Raw genomic sequence first — 16,784 nt, forward strand, 5'->3', positions numbered from 1 at the left:
GCACCTGGCCATCGGGCGCCACCAGACCGCGTTCGTGGAGCAACTGGGCGAAGCGGATGGCGGAGGCTGCGCCGCGGCTGAAGCCGGCAACGGCCACACCCATGTCGCTCACTTGGGCGCCGGGAGTGTCCAGGTGCTCCAAGGCCGCGCGACGGAAATCGGTGTAGGCCTTTTCGGCGGCGGCCTGGATCGCGTCGGTGGGGAAGAAGGCGGCTTGCAGCGGACCGCCCAGGTCGCCGCCGGTGCCGACACCGGGGTAGTAGCCCACGCGAATCCCGGGGTTGTACTTCTGGGCATCTTCGCCCTGCCAGCCTAGCTGCCCAATGTTGGATGACCAGCCATCCCCGGCCAATTGAGGCCGTTCCCGGTCGTTGTTCGTGCCATCGAAAGCCGCGAAGAACGTGAACCGGGTGGCGCAGCCCTGCATTCCTGCGGTGGCCATCGCTTGCCGCGCGACCGGCAGGCGGGCCAGCTCTTGCGGCGTCAGCTCCCGGACAAAGGACGTTCCCATGGGGCACCTCAGCGGGACGGCGCGTTCGGGAAGATCTCGTAGGCCTGGTTGTACCGAGACAACCAGGTGCGGTGCGTTCGTTGCTTGGTCTCGGGTGGCTGAAGCTGTGGCGTGACCACGTAGACATACAGCTGCGGGCCGTCGATGACGAAGGTCAGCTCGTGGTCGGTCATGTCGCGGGGCAGGCGTTGGCGCAGGTCCACACGCTGCTCGAAGACTTCACCGGTGGCTTTGAGCCGCCACTTCACGGACAGGAATTCCCCCACCGGCATGGGGCCGTTGACGCCCATCTGATAGCCCAGGAAGTCTCCATCCTTGGCTTGGCGTTTGGTCATCGTGTACCGATCACCATAGCTGTAGGCCAGCAACTCTGCCTGCTCGGCCCAGCCGTCGTTCCAGCCATTGAAGTTGAAAGCGTGCGAGACCAATTGGGGCCCGCTGGCGCAGGCGGCCAGCGCCCAGAGCAGGCCGAGCGCGGCCAGTCCGCGGGCAAAGACGTGTTGGATGGACATCTGTTTTTCTCCTCCCCGTTCGGCCAGGGCAGGCCTGGCGACAGCGCGAGCATAAAGCAATGCCTTGGTATTCATGAAGAGCCACGGCCGGCCGCCGGGGTGTGCGTTGGGGTGGCCCCGGCGCGCAGTCGCGCCAGGGCTCAGCCCCAGGCCGCTTCCAGCGCGGCCAGTGCGCTGGCGATCACCGGTTCACCGGCCCGATCGGCCAGGTAGACCAGGGCCAGCTCGCATTCCAGCGCCACCTGGTCGGCGATCACCAGGCCGTGTGCCTGGGCCTCGCGCATGGCGATGGCGTCGCGCACCAGCGAGAGGCCGACGCCGCTCTTGACCAGGTCGAGCATGGACGCTTCCTGGTCCACCAGGGCGACGCGGCGCGGCGACAGGCCGGTGAGCGAGCCCGGGCCGAACACGCGCCGCTGCAGCCGGTGGTGCGCGCTGGCAGCGGGCGTCGCCAGCCAGGGCAGGGCGGCCAGCGCTTTCCAGTCCTTGCCGCGCACCTGGGGGCCCCAGCCGGCCGGGGCCAGCACGCGGTAGGTGAAGTGCGTGAGCGGGCGCAGTTGGAACGGCGCGCCCACCGGGTCGTGCGGCAGATCGAGAAAAAAGCCGACGTCGAGCTCACCACGGCCCACGCGGGCCAGCACGTCGCCGCTCATGCCCTGGCCCAGTTCGGTGCCGACCTGCGGCGCCATTTCGACCAGGTGCCGCAGAAAGCCGCCCAGGCGGGTGAATTCCGGGTCGAGGATGGTGCCGATGCGCAGTGTGCCGCGCACCGTCTGGTGCAGGGTGGCGGCGGCCTGGGCGACATCGGCCAGCGCGGCCAGCGCTTTTTCCGCCACCGGCAGCAGGGCCGCACCGTCGGCGGTGAGGGCCATGCCGCGCGGCGTGCGGTCGAACAGGCGCAGCCCGGTGGTTTCGGCCAGGGCCTTGAGTTGCAGGCTCACCGCGGGCTGGCTCAGGCACAGTTGCTGGGCCGCGCGCGAAACGTGGCCTTCGCGGGCCACGGCCACGAAGGCGCGCAGCGCCTGGGGGTCGGGGGTGTGCGGAAAAGCCGGGCTGGGGCGGCGGGTTGTCATTTGCGAAGCTTATATCAATGCTTGCCGAATCTCATTGGATTCCAGGCGCTGCCTGCGGCACACTGCGCAGCATTTGCCCGTTGTCATCAAACGGGCAAATGATCAGAGCCCGGCAGGGCCGAGGAGACTGCGGCATGAGCGACACCACTTTCGACCACATCGTCATCGGCGCGGGCACGGCGGGTTGCCTGCTGGCCAACCGGCTCAGCGCCGACCCGGCGCGGCGGGTGCTGCTGGTCGAGGCTGGCCGCAAGGACGATTACCACTGGATCCACATCCCCGTGGGGTATCTCTATTGCATCGGCAACCCGCGCACCGACTGGCTCTACCAGACCGAGCCCGACGCGGGCCTCAATGGCCGCCGGCTGCGCTATCCGCGCGGCAAGACGCTGGGGGGCTGCTCCAGCATCAACGGCATGATCTACATGCGCGGCCAGGCGCGCGACTACAACCAGTGGGCGCAGCTGACGGGCGACGACCAGTGGCGCTGGGCGAACTGCCTGCCCGACTTCATGGCGCACGAAGACCACTGGCGGCTCGATGCACGCCACGAGGGCCTGACCGACCCCGCCTTTGCCGCCCTGCACGGCAACCGGGCGACCGGTGGTGGCGGGGAATGGCGCGTGGAAAAGCAGCGCCTGCGCTGGGACATCCTGGACGCCTTTGCCCAGGCGGCGCAGCAGGCCGGCCTGCCGGCCACCGACGACTTCAACCGCGGCGACAACGAGGGCGTGGGCTATTTCGAGGTCAACCAGCGCGCCGGCTGGCGCTGGAACGCCAGCAAGGCTTTTTTGCGGCCGGTTCGGCAGCGTCCCAACCTGACGGTCTGGACCGAGGCGCAGGTCGAACGCCTGCGGCTGGAGCGTGACGCGGCGGGCGCGCTGCGCTGCACGGGGGCCGACATCGTGCGTCGCGGCCAGCGCGTGAGCGTGTCGGCCACCCGCGAGGTGGTGCTCAGTGCCGGCAGTATCGGCTCGGTGCAGATCCTGCAGCTCTCGGGCATCGGCCCGGCTGCCGTGCTGCAGGCCGCGGGGGTGCCGGTGGTGCACGAGCTGCCGGGCGTGGGCGAAAACCTGCAGGACCATCTGCAGATCCGCTCGGTCTACAAGGTGCAGGGCGCGCAGACGCTCAACACGCTGGCGAATTCGCTCTGGGGGCAGGCCCGCATCGGGCTGGAATACGCGCTGCGGCGCAGCGGGCCCATGAGCATGGCGCCCAGCCAGCTGGGCGCGTTCACCCGCAGCGACCCGGCCCAGCCGCACGCCAACATCCAGTACCACGTGCAGCCGCTCAGCCTGGACGCCTTCGGCGAGCCGCTGCACCCGTTCCCGGCTTTCACGGTCAGTGTGTGCAACCTCAACCCGAGCAGCCGCGGGCACGTGCGCATCCGCAGCGCGCGCTTCGAGGACGCGCCGGCCATCGCACCGAACTACCTCAGCACGGCCGCAGACCGCCAGGTGGCGGCCGACAGCCTGCGTGTCACGCGCCGCATCGTCGGCCAGCCGGCGCTGGCGAAATACCGGCCCGAAGAATTCAAGCCAGGACCGCAGTACCAGAGCGACGAAGAGCTGGCGCGCCTGGCCGGCGACATCGCCAGCACCATCTTCCACCCGGTGGGCACGACCCGGATGGGGCCGGCCGGCGACCCGATGGCGGTGCTCGACAGCCGCCTGCGCGTGCGCGGCGTGGCCGGGCTGCGTGTGGTGGATGCGGGCGTGATGCCCACCATCACCAGCGGCAACACCAACAGCCCCACGCTGATGGTGGCGGAAAAGGCCGCGCGCTGGATGGTGTCGGGCGGGTAAAGAAGCCGACACACAGCGCACAGCCGGCCGGGGCCTGCCTACACTGGCGGGCTGGGCCACCTGCTGGCCCGGTGCTGCCATGTCCGAGCCTTCCGATCCCACCGTTGCGCCCCCCCTGACCCGTTGCCTGCTGGTCGATGACGACCCCGGCATCCGGGCGTTGCTGGCCGACTTTCTGCGGCCCTTCGGCATGCCGCTGGTGTCGGTGGCCAGCGGCGTGGCCATGCGCCAGCACCTGACCAGCGAGACCTTCGACGTGCTGCTGCTGGACCTGATGCTGCCCGGCGAAAGCGGGCTCGACCTGTGCCAGTGGGTCAAGCAACACCAGCCGCGGCTGCCGGTGATCATGCTGACCGCGCAGGGCGACACCTGTTCCCGCGTGCTCGGCCTCGAACTCGGCGCCGACGACTACCTGCCCAAGCCCTTCGAGCCGCGCGAACTGGTGGCGCGCATCCGCGCCGTGCTGCGCACCGCCAGTGGCGCGGCCCAGGCGCCCGCGCGCACCCGCACCGCCATCGGCGACTGGACCTTCGACCGCGTGCAGCGCCGCCTGCACAGCCCCGATGGTGTGATGGTGCCGCTGTCGGCGGCCGAATACCGGTTGCTGGTGGCCTTTGTGGACCACCCGGGCCAGGCGCTCACGCGCGAGCGTCTGCTCGAAATCACCCGCGCACGGGGGGTGGAAACCCAGGGCCGCAGCATCGATCTGGCGGTGTCGCGGTTGCGCAGCAAGCTGGGCGAAACCGACGCGCATGCGGGCCTGATCCGCACGCTGCGTGGCACCGGTTACCTGTTCGCACCGAGGAAAGCGCCATGAGCTGGCGCGTGTGGCGCGAACGCTTCAAGCGGGTCGACTCGCTGTTCCTGCGCCTGTTCCTGCTCATGTGGGTGACGCTGGTGCTCAGCCATCTGGTCGCGTTTTCGGTCGTTTCGCCCATGGGCGTGGCCTGGATCGGGCAACTGTCCACACAGGGTGCGTCGGCTTTGCCCACGCTGCCATCCCTGCCCCCAGGCAACCCGCTGTCGGACCGGAACGATGAGGCCGGCCGCCGGCCACCGCCCCAGTGGGCCCCGCCCGATGAAACCGCTTGGCCGCCGGATGCCGTGGCCGGGCCGGATGCCGGCCCGCGGCCCCAGCCGCGGGCGCTGTGGCTCGACTACGTGTTGCGGGCGCTGATCATCGGCGTGGGCGCGGCCCTGGGGGCGCGCTGGCTGTCGGCGCCCATGCGGCGGCTGGCCCAGGCCTCCACCACGCTGTCGCAGGAACTGGCCGACGGCCGCGACCCGCCCGCACTCGACGAGCGCCACGGCACGGTCGAGGTGCGCGACAGCGCCCGGGCCTTCAACCGCATGGCGCTCGCGCTCAAGCACCAGTTCGACCAGCGCAACCTGCACATGGCGGCCATGTCGCACGACCTGCGCACGCCGCTGACCCGGCTGCGCCTGCGGCTGGAACACCTGCCCGAAGAGGCGGCCCGCGCGGCCGGCGAGGACATCCGCGCCATGGACGAGCTGATCGACGGCTCGCTGGCGGTGGTGCGCGAGCAGTCCACCGCCTCGCCGCCGCTGCGGCTGGACCTGGGCGCTCTGCTGCAGTCGCTCGCCGACGATCTGGTCGAACTCGGGCAGCCGGTCAGCCTGACCGACCCGCTGCCGGCGGCGCGCGTGTGCGCCCACCCGGCCTCGCTGCGCCGCATCGTCGACAACCTCGTGGGCAATGCCTTGCGCTACGGTGGCCAGGCGCGCATCGCACTGCATGTGGTCGACGGGCAGGCCCAGGTGTGGGTCGACGACGATGGCCCGGGCATTGCTCCGGAGCAGTGGGACCGGGTGTTCCAGCCCTGGGTGCAACTGCCCGAGGCGGCCGGCATCGCGGGCGCGGAAGGCAGTGGCCTGGGCCTGGCCATTGCCCGCGACCTGGCGCTGCGCGAAGGCGGCCGCCTGGATTTGTCGAACCGCCCGGAAGGCGGTCTGCGCGCCACGCTGCATCTGCCAACCGCCTGACGGCTGCGGCGGAGTGGCCGCCTCCCGGGAGCGGTTTGTGTCGGCCCCTATACACAATGCAGAAGTGGGGTTCACAGGCGCTTCCCAGAATCAATGGGTATGCACCTGGCCACCCTCTCTGCCCCTTCTGCCGTCCAGGCCGGCACACCGCCGGGCCTGATGCCCTCTCCGGTCGACCGGCTGCCGGTGCGGCCCACCCGGCGGCGTTATCCGCTGACGGAGTTTCTGCGCGCGTCACCCCTGCTGCGCAGCGACATCGCCTTCAACAGCCCCGGTCTGCCCCTGACGCTGACGTTGCGCCTGCGGGATGGGTGGGGCCTGGCGATTCCGCGGGCGGCGGTCTACATCTGGCACCACGACGCCTGCGGCTGGACCTTTGACGCGGCCGACGACGAACTGGGCGCTGTGACCATGATGCGCGGCGTGCAGTTCACCGACGCCCACGGCGCGGTGCAGTTCCGCACCGTCTACCCCGGCCGCTACGGGGACGGCAGCGTGCCGGTGTACGTGCAGGTGTACTTCAGCGACGGCCGGCACGTGGTGTCGCGCACCGACGCCTGCCTGCAACTGCCCGCGCGCAGCGAGGCCCTGGGCGGGCGCCTGCTGGCCCCGCCCGTCGGGCCGGGCCAGCGCAAGCCGCGCTTCGATACCGAGCACGAGGTGGCGCTCATCGAGGTGGCACCGGTCCATGACGACCCGTTCACCGAGGGCCTGCGGGCCGACGTGGTGCTGAACGTGGCCCTGGTGCAGTTGCCCGCTTCCCACTGATCCCATCCTTTTCTACCCCCGACACCATGCACACCCACGGACTGAAACACGATCTCGACACCCTGCTGCGCCAGCAGGCATGCCGCCGCCAGGCCCTGCGCTGGCTCGCCAGCGGCGGCCTGGTGGCCAGCGCCCCCTGGGTTCTGGCCGCCTGCGGCGGCGCCGATGACGACGAAGACGCGGCCAGCAGCGCGGCCTCGTCCGCCGGCAATGGCACCACCTGCCGCACCATGCCCACCGAAACCGCGGGTCCCTACCCGGCCGATGGGTCCAGCGCGTCGGGCCAGCGGCTGAACGCGCTGGCGCTGTCGGGCATCGTGCGCAGCGACATCCGCAGCAGCATCGCGGGCGCGAGCGGCACGGCCGGCGGCGTGCCGTTGACGGTGACCCTGAACCTGGTGAACGCTGCAGGGGCCTGCGCGCCCCTGGCCGGTCGGGCGGTGTACCTCTGGCATTGCACGCGCGAGGGCACGTATTCGATGTATTCGGGCGGCATCACGGGCGAAAACTACCTGCGCGGTGTGCAGGTCAGCGACGACAGCGGGCAGGTCAGCTTCACGACCATCTTTCCCGGCTGCTACAGCGGCCGCTGGCCGCACATCCATTTCGAGGTCTACGACAGCCTGTCCAGCGCGGTCGACAGCGCAGCGGTCAGCGACTACGACAAGGTGTCGCAACTGGCGCTGCCGGTGAGCGCCTGCAACCAGGTTTACGGGGTGGTGTCCGGCTACGGTGCCAGCGTGGGCAATCTGGCGCAGGTTTCGCTGGCGAGCGACAACGTGTTTGGCGACGACGCCGCGGCCTGGCAACTGGCCACGGTCACAGGCGATGCGGGGTCGGGCTTTCAGGCAACGCTGCAGGTGGGGCTGGGCGCCTGAGAGGCCACGCCTGTCGCTAGCCCTCAGCGCAAGCGGCCGATGTAGCGGGTGTTGACGTCGTTGGCTGCCGGAACGGCCGCCAGCGGCACCGCCGAAGCGGCGGCCGGTGTCACTTCCGGCGGAGGCGGGGGCGCGGGCGCCTTGCGCGGCGGCATGACCAGCATTTCCAGCCGGTCCGCCAGCGGCAGCAATTCTTCGTGACCGTCGGCGGCCGCCTTCTCGCGCGCAAACCGGATCATGGCCTGGGCGTACTCGATGTTGCTGGCCATCCATTCGGTGTCCGTGACGCGGCCGGTTTTGCGGCGCAAGAGCACATGAAGGTGCGCAGCGGTGGCCAGTGCATCGTTTTGTGACATTGTGTACCCCTCAACCAACGACAGGGTTCCTTGTGCATTTCCTGTGCCAGCATGTGGGGTGACTCCGGGAAACCCCGAATGCACAGCCATGGTGCGCGCAGCTACATTATTGGCACTCGCTGTCAGTGCAAGCGCTGGCGACCGCGGGGGACCGAGGAGACAAACCCAGTCCACAAGCAGAACAACGCTGACAGCGTCCCAAGAGATGCCCTGAACAGCAGCCGACCCCTCGGGGTCGGCTTTTTTTTGCCTGTTCACCCCGGGCCGGCTTCGTGCGGGGCTCTTGGGGCTGAAAAGTAAATTTCCATTTTGTTTCTGAAATTGGATGGTATTTTTCCAATTTGTTTTTTGTCAAACGGCAAGGGCCACCGAAGGTCGGAAAAATAGTTTTTGAAATCAATGGGTTGAAGAGGGTATCTGGTGTTTACCCGGGGTGGGCGGAAACTGGCGCATGGATTGCAGATGACCAGGCACCTGTCTGCCGGATTGCCGGCCGGGCGGGCACCGTCCGCCACACAGTCAACGGAGACACCCCACGATGGAAACCTTCTACGAGGTCATGCGCCGCAAGGGCATTTCGCGCCGCAGTTTCACCAAGTACTGCTCGCTCACCGCCACCTCGCTGGGGCTGGCGCCGAGTTTTGTGCCCCAGATCGTCCACGCCATGGAAACCAAGCCGCGCACCCCGGTGCTGTGGCTGCACGGCCTGGAATGCACCTGCTGCACGGAAGCCTTCATCCGTTCGGCCCACCCGCTGGCCAAGGACGTGGTGCTGTCCATGATCAGCCTGGATTACGACGACACCCTGATGGCCGCCGCGGGCCACCAGGCCGAGGCGATTCTCGAAGAGATCATGACCAAGTACAAGGGTCAGTACATCCTGGCCGTGGAAGGCAACCCGCCGCTCAATGAAGACGGCATGTTCTGCATCCAGTCGGGCAAGCCCTTTATCGAAAAACTCAAGCACGTCGCCAAGGACGCCAAGGCCATCATCGCCTGGGGTTCCTGCGCCTCCTGGGGCTGCGTGCAGGCCGCCAAGCCCAATCCGACGCAGGCCACGCCGATACACAAGGTCATCACCGACAAGCCGATCATCAAGGTGCCCGGCTGCCCGCCCATCCCCGAGGTGATGACCGGTGTGATCACCTACATGCTCACCTTCGACAAGGTGCCCGAGCTGGACCGCCAGGGCCGCCCGAAGATGTTCTACAGCCAGCGCATCCACGACAAGTGCTACCGCCGGCCGCACTTCGATGCCGGCCAGTTCGTCGAAACCTGGGACGACGAGTCCGCGCGCAAGGGCTACTGCCTCTACAAGGTGGGCTGCAAGGGCCCGACCACCTACAACGCCTGCTCCACCGTGCAGTGGAACGAGGGCACGAGCTTCCCGATCAAGGCCGGCCACGGCTGCATCGGCTGCTCCGAGGACGGTTTCTGGGACAAGGGTTCGTTCTACGACCGCCTGACCGACATCCACCAGTTCGGCATCGAAGCCAACGCCGATCAGGTCGGTGCGACGGCGGCGGGCGTGGTCGGTGCGGCGGTGGCCGCGCACGCCGCGATCTCGGTGGCCAAACGCTCCCGCGACGCGGCCCAGGCCAAGAAGCAGGCCGCCACCACCCCCAACGCCTGACGCAGCACCAGAGGAAGAACAGACATGGGCGCTTACGAAACCCAGGGCTTCAAGCTCGACAACTCCGGCCGCCGTGTGGTGGTCGATCCCGTGACCCGCATCGAGGGTCACATGCGCTGCGAGGTCAACCTCGACAGCAACAACGTGATCCGCAACGCCGTCTCCACGGGCACGATGTGGCGCGGTCTGGAAGTGATCCTCAAGGGTCGCGATCCGCGCGACGCCTGGGCCTTCGTGGAACGCATCTGCGGCGTCTGCACCGGCTGCCATGCGCTGACGTCGGTGCGTGCGGTGGAGGACGCGCTGGGCATCAAGATCCCGCTGAACGCCCACCTGATCCGCGAGATGATGGCCAAGACGCTGCAGGTGCACGACCACGCGGTGCACTTCTACCACCTGCACGCGCTGGACTGGGTCGACGTGGTCTCGGCGCTGAAGGCCGACCCGAAGAAGACCAGCGACCTGCAGCACCTGGTCTCGCCCGCGCACCCGATGTCCTCGCCGGGCTACTTCCGCGACGTGCAGAACCGCCTGAAGAAGTTCGTCGAAAGCGGCCAGCTCGGCCCGTTCGCCAACGGCTACTGGGGCTCCAAGGCCTACGTGCTGCCGGCCGAGGCCAATCTCATGGCCGTCACCCACTACCTCGAAGCGCTGGACCTGCAGAAGGAATGGGTCAAGGTGCACACCATCTTCGGTGGCAAGAACCCGCACCCGAACTACATGGTCGGTGGTGTGCCCTGCGCGATCAACATCGATGGCAATGGCGCCGCTGGCGCGCCCATCAACATGGAGCGCCTGAACTTCGTTGAAGCCCGCATCAAGGAGATGATCGACTTCAACAACAACGTCTACATCCCCGACGTGTTGGCCATCGGCACGATCTACAAGCAGGCTGGCTGGCTTTACGGCGGCGGTCTGAGTGCCACCAACGTGGCCGACTACGGTACCTACGAGAAGGTGCCGTACGACCACAGCACGCACCAGTTGCCGGGCGGCGTGATCCTCGATGGCGACTGGAACAAGATCCACGAAATCGACCCGCGCGACCCCGAACAGGTGCAGGAATTCGTGACCCACAGCTGGTACAAGTACGGCGACGAAACCCAGGGCCTGCACCCCTGGGACGGCGTCACCGAGGCCAACTACCAGCCCGAAGGCCCGAACTTCAAGGGCACACGCACCCGGATCGAGCAGCTCGATGAGAGCGCCAAGTACTCGTGGATCAAGTCGCCGCGCTGGCGCGGCCACGCGGTGGAAGTGGGCCCGCTGTCGCGCTACATCCTGGGCTATGCGCATGCGATGCAGGGCAACAAGTACTGCCAGCGCGTCAAGCAGCAGATCGACGAATCGGCCATCGCCATCAACAGCGCGATTCCGAAAGCGCTGGGCCTGCCCGAGACGAACTACAGCGCCAAGCAGCTGCTGCCCACCACCATCGGCCGCACCCTGGCACGCGCGCTGGAAAGCCAGTACGCCGCCGAGATGATGATGGACGACTTCCGGCAGATGGTCGGCAACATCAAGGCCGGCGACAGCAGCACCGCCAACGTCGAGAAGTGGGACCCCAAGACCTGGCCGAAGGAGGCCAAGGGCGTTGGCACGGTGGCCGCGCCGCGCGGCATGCTGGGGCACTGGATCAAGATCAAGGACGGCAAGATCGAGAACTACCAGTGCGTGGTGCCCACGACCTGGAACGGCTCGCCCCGCGACGCCAAGGGTCAGATCGGCGCCTTCGAGGCCTCGCTGATGAACACGCCCATGGTCAACCCTGAGCAGCCGCTGGAGATCCTGCGCACGCTGCACAGCTTCGATCCCTGCCTGGCCTGCTCCACCCACGTGATGAGCCCCGAAGGCCAGGAAATGGCCCGCGTGACGGTTCGCTGAACGCGCCACGCATCAACGAGGAGAAACCCATGCAAGCAAAAACCATCCGTCGCGCCACCGCGGCCGCGCTGTTGGCCGGCCTGGCCGGCGCCGCCCAGGCCCACACCGGCCACGGCACCAGCAGCCTCCTGGAAGGCCTGGTCCACCCCTTCGGCCCCGACCACCTGCTGGCCATGGTCGCCGTGGGCATCTGGTCGGTCTCGGCCCTGCCCGCGAACAAGGCCTGGCAAGGCCCGGCTACCTTCCTGCTGGCCCTGGTGGCCAGCGCCGTGCTGGGCATGATGGGCCTGACCGTGCCCTACCTGGAACACGCCATCTCGCTGAGCGTGGTGATGTTCGGCGCCATGCTGATCCTGGCGGCCGGGCCCCTGCCGCCCGCCATGGGTCTGGGCCTGATCGCCGCGGCCGCGTCGCTGCACGGCCTGGCCCACGGTGCCGAAACGCCCGAGACCGGCTTTGCCGGCTACGCGCTCGGCTTCCTGCTGACCACGGCCGTGCTGCACATCGGCGGCGTGGGCATCGGCCTGGCGATCAAGCGCTGGCTGGGCCGGCGCAGTGGTCTGGCGCTGGGCAGCCTGGGCGCCGCGCTCAGCGCCGCTGGCGTCTACCTGTTCAGCCAGTTGGCGGTCTGACCGCGCACCGCCCTCAAGGAGCCCGCCATGTCTGCCTTGTCTCCGCAACAACTGGCCCAGCAGCGGCTGGCCGACGTCACCGGCATGGACGACAGCGCCATCGCGCACGGTCAGTCCACCCGCTCGGTCTACGTGTACGAAGCGCCGGTGCGCCTGTGGCACTGGATCAATGTGCTGGCCATCACCGTGCTCTGCGTCACGGGCTACTTCATCGGTCAGCCCCTGCCGACCATGCCTGGCGAGGCCAGCCAGCACTATGTGATGGGCTACATCCGGTTCGCCCACTTCGCGGCCGGTTACATCATGGCCGTGGGGTTGCTGGGCCGGGCCTACTGGGCGCTGGTGGGCAACCACCATGCGCGCGAGCTGTTCTGGGTGCCGCTGTTCCAGAAGGCCTACTGGCGCGAGGTTTTCAACATGCTGCGCTGGTACCTGTTCCTCATCCCCAAGCCGAACCAGTACGTCGGGCACAACCCGCTGGCGCGCTTCGCGATGTTCACGGGCTACCTGATGCTCTCGCTGTTCATGATCGTGACAGGGTTTGCGCTCTACGGCGAAGGCGCGCAGATGGGGTCGTGGCAGGAAACGCTGTTCGGCTGGGTCATCCCGCTGTTCGGCCAGAGCCAGGACGTGCACACCTTCCACCGCCTCGGCATGTGGGCCATGGTGATCTTCATCACGCTGCATGTGTACGCGGCGATCCGCGAAGACATCATGGGCCGCCAGAGCATCGTCTCGACCATGATTTCCGGGCACCGCACGTTCAAGGATTGACCCCCACCCGCGCCGCAGGACGGGACGCCCCCCGCGCCGCCTTCGGCGTCACCCCCCCAGGGGGCGGCGCTGGAGGCCCGGCGGAGCCGGTTCCTCGGCGCCCTTGATTCAGGCACTTCGCTACCACTTCGTCTCCTTGTCATGACGCGCACCGCACCCCTTCATCAGCACCCCATCGCGTCGGTGATCCCGCCGCGCGGGGTGCCGGTGCGTGCGCCGATGCATCCGGGGCGCTTGCTGGCGCGCACCTGCCTGGCACCGCTCTCGCTCAACCAGAGCGAGGCCGCGCGCCTGCTGGGCCTGTCGCGCCGTCGGCTGCATGAGCTGGTGCACGGCCAGCGCGCCATGTCGCCCGACACCGCCATCCGCTGCGCGCGGCAGTTCGGCATCGACGCCGGCTTCTGGCTCGCACAGCAGGCCGCCTGGGACAGCTTCCACGCCTGGAAGCGCCTGTCCGCAGGCCCGGCCGTTTCCCCCACCCCCTGATTTTTGAAGGTCTGTCCTGCCATGAGCGCCACTCCGACCGAAAACACCTGTCACCCCCGGGGTGACACCCTGCCGGCCCGCATCGTCGTGCTGGGCATCGGCAACCTGCTGTGGGCCGACGAAGGTTTCGGCGTGCGCTGCATCGAGGCGCTGCAGCGCCGCTACGAGTTCGCCGACCATGTGCAGCTCATCGACGGCGGCACCCAGGGCCTGTACCTGATCCAGCATGTGCAGGAAGCCGACGCGCTGCTGATCTTCGACGCCATCGACTACGGCCTCGAACCCGGCACGCTCAAGCAGGTGCGCGACGACGAGGTGCCGCGTTTCATGGGCGCCAAGAAGATGAGCCTGCACCAGACCGGCTTCCAGGAGGTGCTCTCGCTGGCCACGCTCACCGGCAAGTACCCGCAGCAGGTACTGCTGATCGGCTGCCAGCCGCAGGAGCTGGAGGACTACGGCGGCAGCCTGCGGCCGGTGGTCAAGGCCGCGATGGAAGACGCGTTGGCGCTCGGCGTGGCCGAGCTTGAACGCTGGGGTGCCCGGCCGGTGGAACGCCGCACGCCGCTGGCCGTGCGCGAGGCCGTGACGCTGGACGAACTGGCTTTGACCGCCTACGAGGCGCAAAGGCCCGCAGCGGAAGAAGCATGCCGCATCGGCGACGACCGCTTCATGCCGAAAGCCGAGGTCTGAACCATGTGCATCGGCATCCCCATGCAGGTGATCGAAGCCGAGGGCCGCTTCGCCCAGTGCGAAGGGCGCGGTGAGCGACGCCGCATCCACACGGCGCTGGTCGGCGAGGTGCGTGCAGGCGACTGGCTGCTGGTCTTCATCGACGACGCGCGCGAGCGCATCGACGCCGACCGCGCCGCCGAGGTCAACGCGGCGCTGGATCTGGTGATGGGTGCCATGCAGGGCGCGGGAGCGGACCACGCGGTCGATTTCGCCCTCCCGTCGCAGATGGATGCCGACCAACTCCGTGCCCTGACCGGCCAATGATTTCTTCAGGAGAACAGACATGATCGAAGTGACAGAAGCCCACGCCCCGCTGGTGCAGCGCCTGGCCCGCGATTTCGGCGCCACCTGGGTCGACGAGACCAGCGTCGCCGACTGGACCGCCGGTGGCGGCGACCGCGTCGTGCTGCTGGCCGGCGACCCGGTGCGCTTTCCCGAAGGCGTGGACGTGGCGGCGGTGCTGCCCGAGCTGATGAAAGCTTTCCCGAGCCGCTTTGCGGTGGCCGTGGTGCCGCGCGACAGCGAGGACGCGGTGGCGCGCCGCTACGGCTCACAGCGCTGGCCCACGCTGCTGTTCTTCCGCGAAGGTCAGTACGTCACCGCGATCGCCGGCATGCAGGACTGGGATGTGTACCTGTCCGGCGTCGCCGCCGCGCTGGCCATGCCGCCCTCGCGTCCACCCACCATCGGTATCCCCGTCGTCAGCCAGGGCGCCGGCAGCGGCTGCCACTGAATCCCTTTGTCGTCCACACCGAGCGCCGCATGAAAGACTTTCCCATTCCCGTCGTTGCCCTGGGTCCCGGCACGCAGACCGAGGACGAATCGCTGAGCTACCTGTCCATGCCCAAGGACATGGACACCTACCGCCCGCCCATGCTGCCCGAGCCGGAAGAGATCGCCGGCCGCACCCAGGCGCGTGCCGTGCTGACCCAGGTGTGCGACCTGCTTGACGCCGCCGCCGAAGGCCGGTCCGGGGCCCAGGTCGGCCTGCGTGGCCTGTCGGCGGACGACCTGGGCCTGGTCAACCAGGTGATGGGCGAGGGCGAAGCCAGCGCCATCGTGCGCGATGACACTTCTGGCCTGGAGGTGCGGGTGCAGGAGTCGGTGTTCGCCGGCGTCTGGCGCCTGATGAGCTTCAAGGACGGTGTCTGTGTCGACGACGCCATCGAGGTCGGCCCCGTCCCAGCGCTGCTGCGCACCGTGGCCGCCGAAGACGCCATGGTGGCCTACCGCCCCTGGTCCGGCGCGTTGCCGCCCAACGTGCAGAACGCGCCGTTGCTGCTCGACGAAATCCGCGACCAGGTGTCGCGCTGGCGGCCTGGCCAGGCGCCGCATGTGGTCAACCTCACGCTGCTGCCGGTGACGCCCGAAGACATCGGCTTCCTCGATCACCAGCTCGGTACCGGCCGCGTGCTGCTGCTCTCGCGCGGTTACGGCAACTGCCGCATTTCCAACACGCGCCACCCGAATTGCTGGCGCGTGGTGTACTACAACTCGATGGATGCGGTGATCCTGAACACGGTCGAAGTGGTCGACATGCCCGAGGTGGCGATGGCGGCCCCCGAAGATCTGCGCGACTCGCACACCCGCCTGGCCGACGTGCTGGGCTATCTGGAGCAGGCATGACGGGCCCCCACGCTCCGCCGCTGCGCGGGTCGCTGCCCCCCGAGGGGGCTGACCCCACCTTGGGGCGGCCCGGCGATGGGGTCGGTGGCCCCCACGCATCCCCCGGCGGCTTCGAGGGCTCCTACCTCGGCAACCGCGCGCTGCTGCGGTCCGATACGCGCCTCGAATGCAAGATCTGCTGGTGGGTGTACGACCCGGCCGAGGGCGATCCGCAGTGGCAGATTCCACCCGGCACCCCGTTCACCGAGCTGCCGCCGCACTGGCGCTGCCCCAACTGCGACTGTCCGCCCGAGCAGTTCATGGTGCTGGAATGAGAGCGCACCCCCCTGCGCCGCTGCGCGGCTTCCCCCCTCTGTGGCGCGCCTGCGGCGCTTCTAGGGGGGACGGCAGCTTGGGCCGGCGGAGCCGGACCCTCGCTGCCCCTGGCTGGGGCTGCTGTGCGCCGGAGCGCTTGCCGTGAGCGTGCTGTCCCATTCCGTCCCCTCTTTGGATGCGCGCGTAGCAGCGCTGGTGGCGTTTTACCGCCGGGTGCAGACCGAGCGCATGGTGGGCGTGCCCATCCTGAACCCGGCGCTGTCGGTCGAGGCGGTGGGTTTCCAGTGGGGCGAGGCCGTCGCCGGTGAAACGGCGCCCGAGGCCGATCCGGTGGCCGAGGGGGTGCTCATCACGCCCTGGTTCATGAGTCTGGTGCGGCTGCCGGCGCGGGCGCAGGGCCATGGTCACCGCGTCGGGCGCAGCTTTGTGCGCGACTTCGGCGGCGAACGGTTCGACTTCATCGGCGCGCACGATCCGGCCGTGGGCTACCACGAGACCTGCGCGCTGTTTTCGCCCATGCAGGATTTCGCCCGCATGGACCAGGCGCGCGAGACCGCGCTCGAATCGCTCAAGCTGGTGCGTCCGGCGCCGGTTCCCGCCGCGGTCTCGACCACTGCGGCCCCGGTGACGACGGCGGAGCCCGTGCCATCTCGCCGCGCCTTCTTCCTGGCCCGCCGCCCTGGCGCGGGCGCCGCGCCATGACGATGCCCGACCTGATCGGCCGGCTGCGCGTTCAGCCCGGCCTGCCGCCACCGGCCGCGCTGCACAGCGGACGCCGCGCCTGGGCGGGTGCAC

At 68.8% G+C, this 16,784-nt stretch carries 20 protein-coding genes; 16 read left to right on the plus strand and 4 right to left on the minus strand.

Annotated elements, in window-relative coordinates; translation table 11 throughout:
* From QQK43_RS20515 to QQK43_RS20525, 3 genes are all read right to left on the minus strand, one after another.
* Window positions 1–511: DUF2235 domain-containing protein (locus tag QQK43_RS20515; RefSeq protein WP_284309262.1), on the minus strand; the 511-nt coding region annotated here is incomplete at its 3' end.
* 8 nt (window positions 512–519) lie between these two features.
* Window positions 520–1,023, minus strand: coding sequence for a hypothetical protein (locus tag QQK43_RS20520; RefSeq protein WP_284309264.1), 504 nt, complete (start codon window positions 1,021–1,023; stop codon window positions 520–522).
* Window positions 1,024–1,163: 140 nt separating this feature from the next.
* The gene (locus QQK43_RS20525; protein ID WP_284309265.1) at window positions 1,164–2,096 is read right to left on the minus strand and encodes a LysR family transcriptional regulator; all 933 of its coding nucleotides are present in this window, start codon (window positions 2,094–2,096) and stop codon (window positions 1,164–1,166) included.
* Between the two features lie 134 nt (window positions 2,097–2,230).
* On the opposite strand from QQK43_RS20525, the gene QQK43_RS20530 reads away from it, so the two are divergent.
* The 5 genes from QQK43_RS20530 to QQK43_RS20550 all read left to right on the plus strand — a co-directional run bounded on the left by QQK43_RS20530 (window position 2,231) and on the right by QQK43_RS20550 (window position 7,551).
* Window positions 2,231–3,901, plus strand: coding sequence for a GMC family oxidoreductase (locus QQK43_RS20530; protein WP_284309266.1), 1,671 nt, complete (start codon window positions 2,231–2,233; stop codon window positions 3,899–3,901).
* 79 nt (window positions 3,902–3,980) lie between these two features.
* Window positions 3,981–4,718 (plus strand): response regulator, encoded by a 738-nt coding sequence (locus QQK43_RS20535; protein WP_284309267.1) that lies wholly within the window; start codon window positions 3,981–3,983, stop codon window positions 4,716–4,718.
* Complete coding sequence (locus QQK43_RS20540) at window positions 4,715–5,905, plus strand: ATP-binding protein (RefSeq protein WP_284309269.1); 1,191 nt, start codon at window positions 4,715–4,717, stop codon at window positions 5,903–5,905. Before QQK43_RS20535 ends, QQK43_RS20540 begins: the two co-directional genes overlap by 4 nt.
* A gap of 99 nt (window positions 5,906–6,004) precedes the next feature.
* Window positions 6,005–6,673, plus strand: coding sequence for a peptidase associated/transthyretin-like domain-containing protein (locus tag QQK43_RS20545; RefSeq protein ID WP_284309271.1), 669 nt, complete (start codon window positions 6,005–6,007; stop codon window positions 6,671–6,673).
* A 26-nt stretch (window positions 6,674–6,699) separates the two neighbouring features.
* A complete protein-coding gene (locus QQK43_RS20550; RefSeq protein ID WP_284309273.1) occupies window positions 6,700–7,551 on the plus strand; it encodes a dioxygenase family protein in 852 nt (283 codons plus the stop codon).
* A gap of 23 nt (window positions 7,552–7,574) precedes the next feature.
* On the opposite strand, the gene QQK43_RS20555 is transcribed toward QQK43_RS20550, so the two are convergent.
* Entirely contained in the window at window positions 7,575–7,907 is a 333-nt protein-coding gene (locus tag QQK43_RS20555) for a hypothetical protein (RefSeq protein ID WP_284309274.1), read from the minus strand.
* Between the two features lie 538 nt (window positions 7,908–8,445).
* On the opposite strand from QQK43_RS20555, the gene QQK43_RS20560 reads away from it, so the two are divergent.
* From QQK43_RS20560 to hybE, 11 genes are all read left to right on the plus strand, one after another.
* Complete coding sequence (locus tag QQK43_RS20560) at window positions 8,446–9,540, plus strand: hydrogenase small subunit (RefSeq protein ID WP_284309275.1); 1,095 nt, start codon at window positions 8,446–8,448, stop codon at window positions 9,538–9,540.
* A 24-nt stretch (window positions 9,541–9,564) separates the two neighbouring features.
* Complete coding sequence (locus QQK43_RS20565; protein WP_284309276.1) at window positions 9,565–11,424, plus strand: nickel-dependent hydrogenase large subunit; 1,860 nt, start codon at window positions 9,565–9,567, stop codon at window positions 11,422–11,424.
* 29 nt (window positions 11,425–11,453) lie between these two features.
* Complete coding sequence (locus tag QQK43_RS20570) at window positions 11,454–12,056, plus strand: HupE/UreJ family protein (protein ID WP_284309277.1); 603 nt, start codon at window positions 11,454–11,456, stop codon at window positions 12,054–12,056.
* A 27-nt stretch (window positions 12,057–12,083) separates the two neighbouring features.
* Window positions 12,084–12,830 (plus strand): Ni/Fe-hydrogenase, b-type cytochrome subunit, encoded by a 747-nt coding sequence (gene cybH / locus QQK43_RS20575; RefSeq protein ID WP_370465324.1) that lies wholly within the window; start codon window positions 12,084–12,086, stop codon window positions 12,828–12,830.
* A 141-nt stretch (window positions 12,831–12,971) separates the two neighbouring features.
* Entirely contained in the window at window positions 12,972–13,316 is a 345-nt protein-coding gene (locus QQK43_RS20580) for a HigA family addiction module antitoxin (RefSeq protein WP_234264600.1), read from the plus strand.
* Between the two features lie 21 nt (window positions 13,317–13,337).
* The gene (locus QQK43_RS20585) at window positions 13,338–14,006 is read left to right on the plus strand and encodes a HyaD/HybD family hydrogenase maturation endopeptidase (protein ID WP_284309279.1); all 669 of its coding nucleotides are present in this window, start codon (window positions 13,338–13,340) and stop codon (window positions 14,004–14,006) included.
* Between the two features lie 3 nt (window positions 14,007–14,009).
* A complete protein-coding gene (locus tag QQK43_RS20590; RefSeq protein WP_284309280.1) occupies window positions 14,010–14,312 on the plus strand; it encodes a HypC/HybG/HupF family hydrogenase formation chaperone in 303 nt (100 codons plus the stop codon).
* 19 nt (window positions 14,313–14,331) lie between these two features.
* The gene (locus QQK43_RS20595; RefSeq protein ID WP_284309281.1) at window positions 14,332–14,781 is read left to right on the plus strand and encodes a thioredoxin domain-containing protein; all 450 of its coding nucleotides are present in this window, start codon (window positions 14,332–14,334) and stop codon (window positions 14,779–14,781) included.
* Between the two features lie 29 nt (window positions 14,782–14,810).
* Window positions 14,811–15,674: a hydrogenase expression/formation protein gene (locus tag QQK43_RS20600; RefSeq protein WP_284309282.1), complete on the plus strand. Its 864-nt coding sequence runs from the start codon at window positions 14,811–14,813 to the stop codon at window positions 15,672–15,674.
* Window positions 15,675–15,733: 59 nt separating this feature from the next.
* Entirely contained in the window at window positions 15,734–15,988 is a 255-nt protein-coding gene (locus QQK43_RS20605; protein WP_284309287.1) for a rubredoxin, read from the plus strand.
* 142 nt (window positions 15,989–16,130) lie between these two features.
* Window positions 16,131–16,691, plus strand: coding sequence for a [NiFe]-hydrogenase assembly chaperone HybE (gene hybE, locus QQK43_RS20610; protein WP_284309284.1), 561 nt, complete (start codon window positions 16,131–16,133; stop codon window positions 16,689–16,691).
* The last annotated feature ends 93 nt before the right edge of the window (window positions 16,692–16,784 follow it).

Source organism: Hydrogenophaga electricum (genome assembly GCF_030160815.1).
Taxonomy (GTDB): Bacteria; Pseudomonadota; Gammaproteobacteria; order Burkholderiales; family Burkholderiaceae_C; genus Hydrogenophaga; species Hydrogenophaga electricum.

Bases quoted from the DNA above. Each gene is read 5' to 3' on its own strand.
- QQK43_RS20520 (WP_284309264.1), bottom strand. From the start codon at position 1,023: ATGTCCATCCAACACGTCTTTGCCCGCGGACTGGCCGCGCTCGGCCTG.
- QQK43_RS20525 (WP_284309265.1), bottom strand. From the start codon at position 2,096: ATGACAACCCGCCGCCCCAGCCCGGCTTTTCCGCACACCCCCGACCCC.
- QQK43_RS20530 (WP_284309266.1), top strand. From the start codon at position 2,231: ATGAGCGACACCACTTTCGACCACATCGTCATCGGCGCGGGCACGGCG.
- QQK43_RS20535 (WP_284309267.1), top strand. From the start codon at position 3,981: ATGTCCGAGCCTTCCGATCCCACCGTTGCGCCCCCCCTGACCCGTTGC.
- QQK43_RS20540 (WP_284309269.1), top strand. From the start codon at position 4,715: ATGAGCTGGCGCGTGTGGCGCGAACGCTTCAAGCGGGTCGACTCGCTG.
- QQK43_RS20545 (WP_284309271.1), top strand. From the start codon at position 6,005: ATGCACCTGGCCACCCTCTCTGCCCCTTCTGCCGTCCAGGCCGGCACA.
- QQK43_RS20550 (WP_284309273.1), top strand. From the start codon at position 6,700: ATGCACACCCACGGACTGAAACACGATCTCGACACCCTGCTGCGCCAG.
- QQK43_RS20555 (WP_284309274.1), bottom strand. From the start codon at position 7,907: ATGTCACAAAACGATGCACTGGCCACCGCTGCGCACCTTCATGTGCTC.
- QQK43_RS20560 (WP_284309275.1), top strand. From the start codon at position 8,446: ATGGAAACCTTCTACGAGGTCATGCGCCGCAAGGGCATTTCGCGCCGC.
- QQK43_RS20565 (WP_284309276.1), top strand. From the start codon at position 9,565: ATGGGCGCTTACGAAACCCAGGGCTTCAAGCTCGACAACTCCGGCCGC.
- QQK43_RS20570 (WP_284309277.1), top strand. From the start codon at position 11,454: ATGCAAGCAAAAACCATCCGTCGCGCCACCGCGGCCGCGCTGTTGGCC.
- cybH (WP_370465324.1), top strand. From the start codon at position 12,084: ATGTCTGCCTTGTCTCCGCAACAACTGGCCCAGCAGCGGCTGGCCGAC.
- QQK43_RS20580 (WP_234264600.1), top strand. From the start codon at position 12,972: ATGACGCGCACCGCACCCCTTCATCAGCACCCCATCGCGTCGGTGATC.
- QQK43_RS20585 (WP_284309279.1), top strand. From the start codon at position 13,338: ATGAGCGCCACTCCGACCGAAAACACCTGTCACCCCCGGGGTGACACC.
- QQK43_RS20590 (WP_284309280.1), top strand. From the start codon at position 14,010: ATGTGCATCGGCATCCCCATGCAGGTGATCGAAGCCGAGGGCCGCTTC.
- QQK43_RS20595 (WP_284309281.1), top strand. From the start codon at position 14,332: ATGATCGAAGTGACAGAAGCCCACGCCCCGCTGGTGCAGCGCCTGGCC.
- QQK43_RS20600 (WP_284309282.1), top strand. From the start codon at position 14,811: ATGAAAGACTTTCCCATTCCCGTCGTTGCCCTGGGTCCCGGCACGCAG.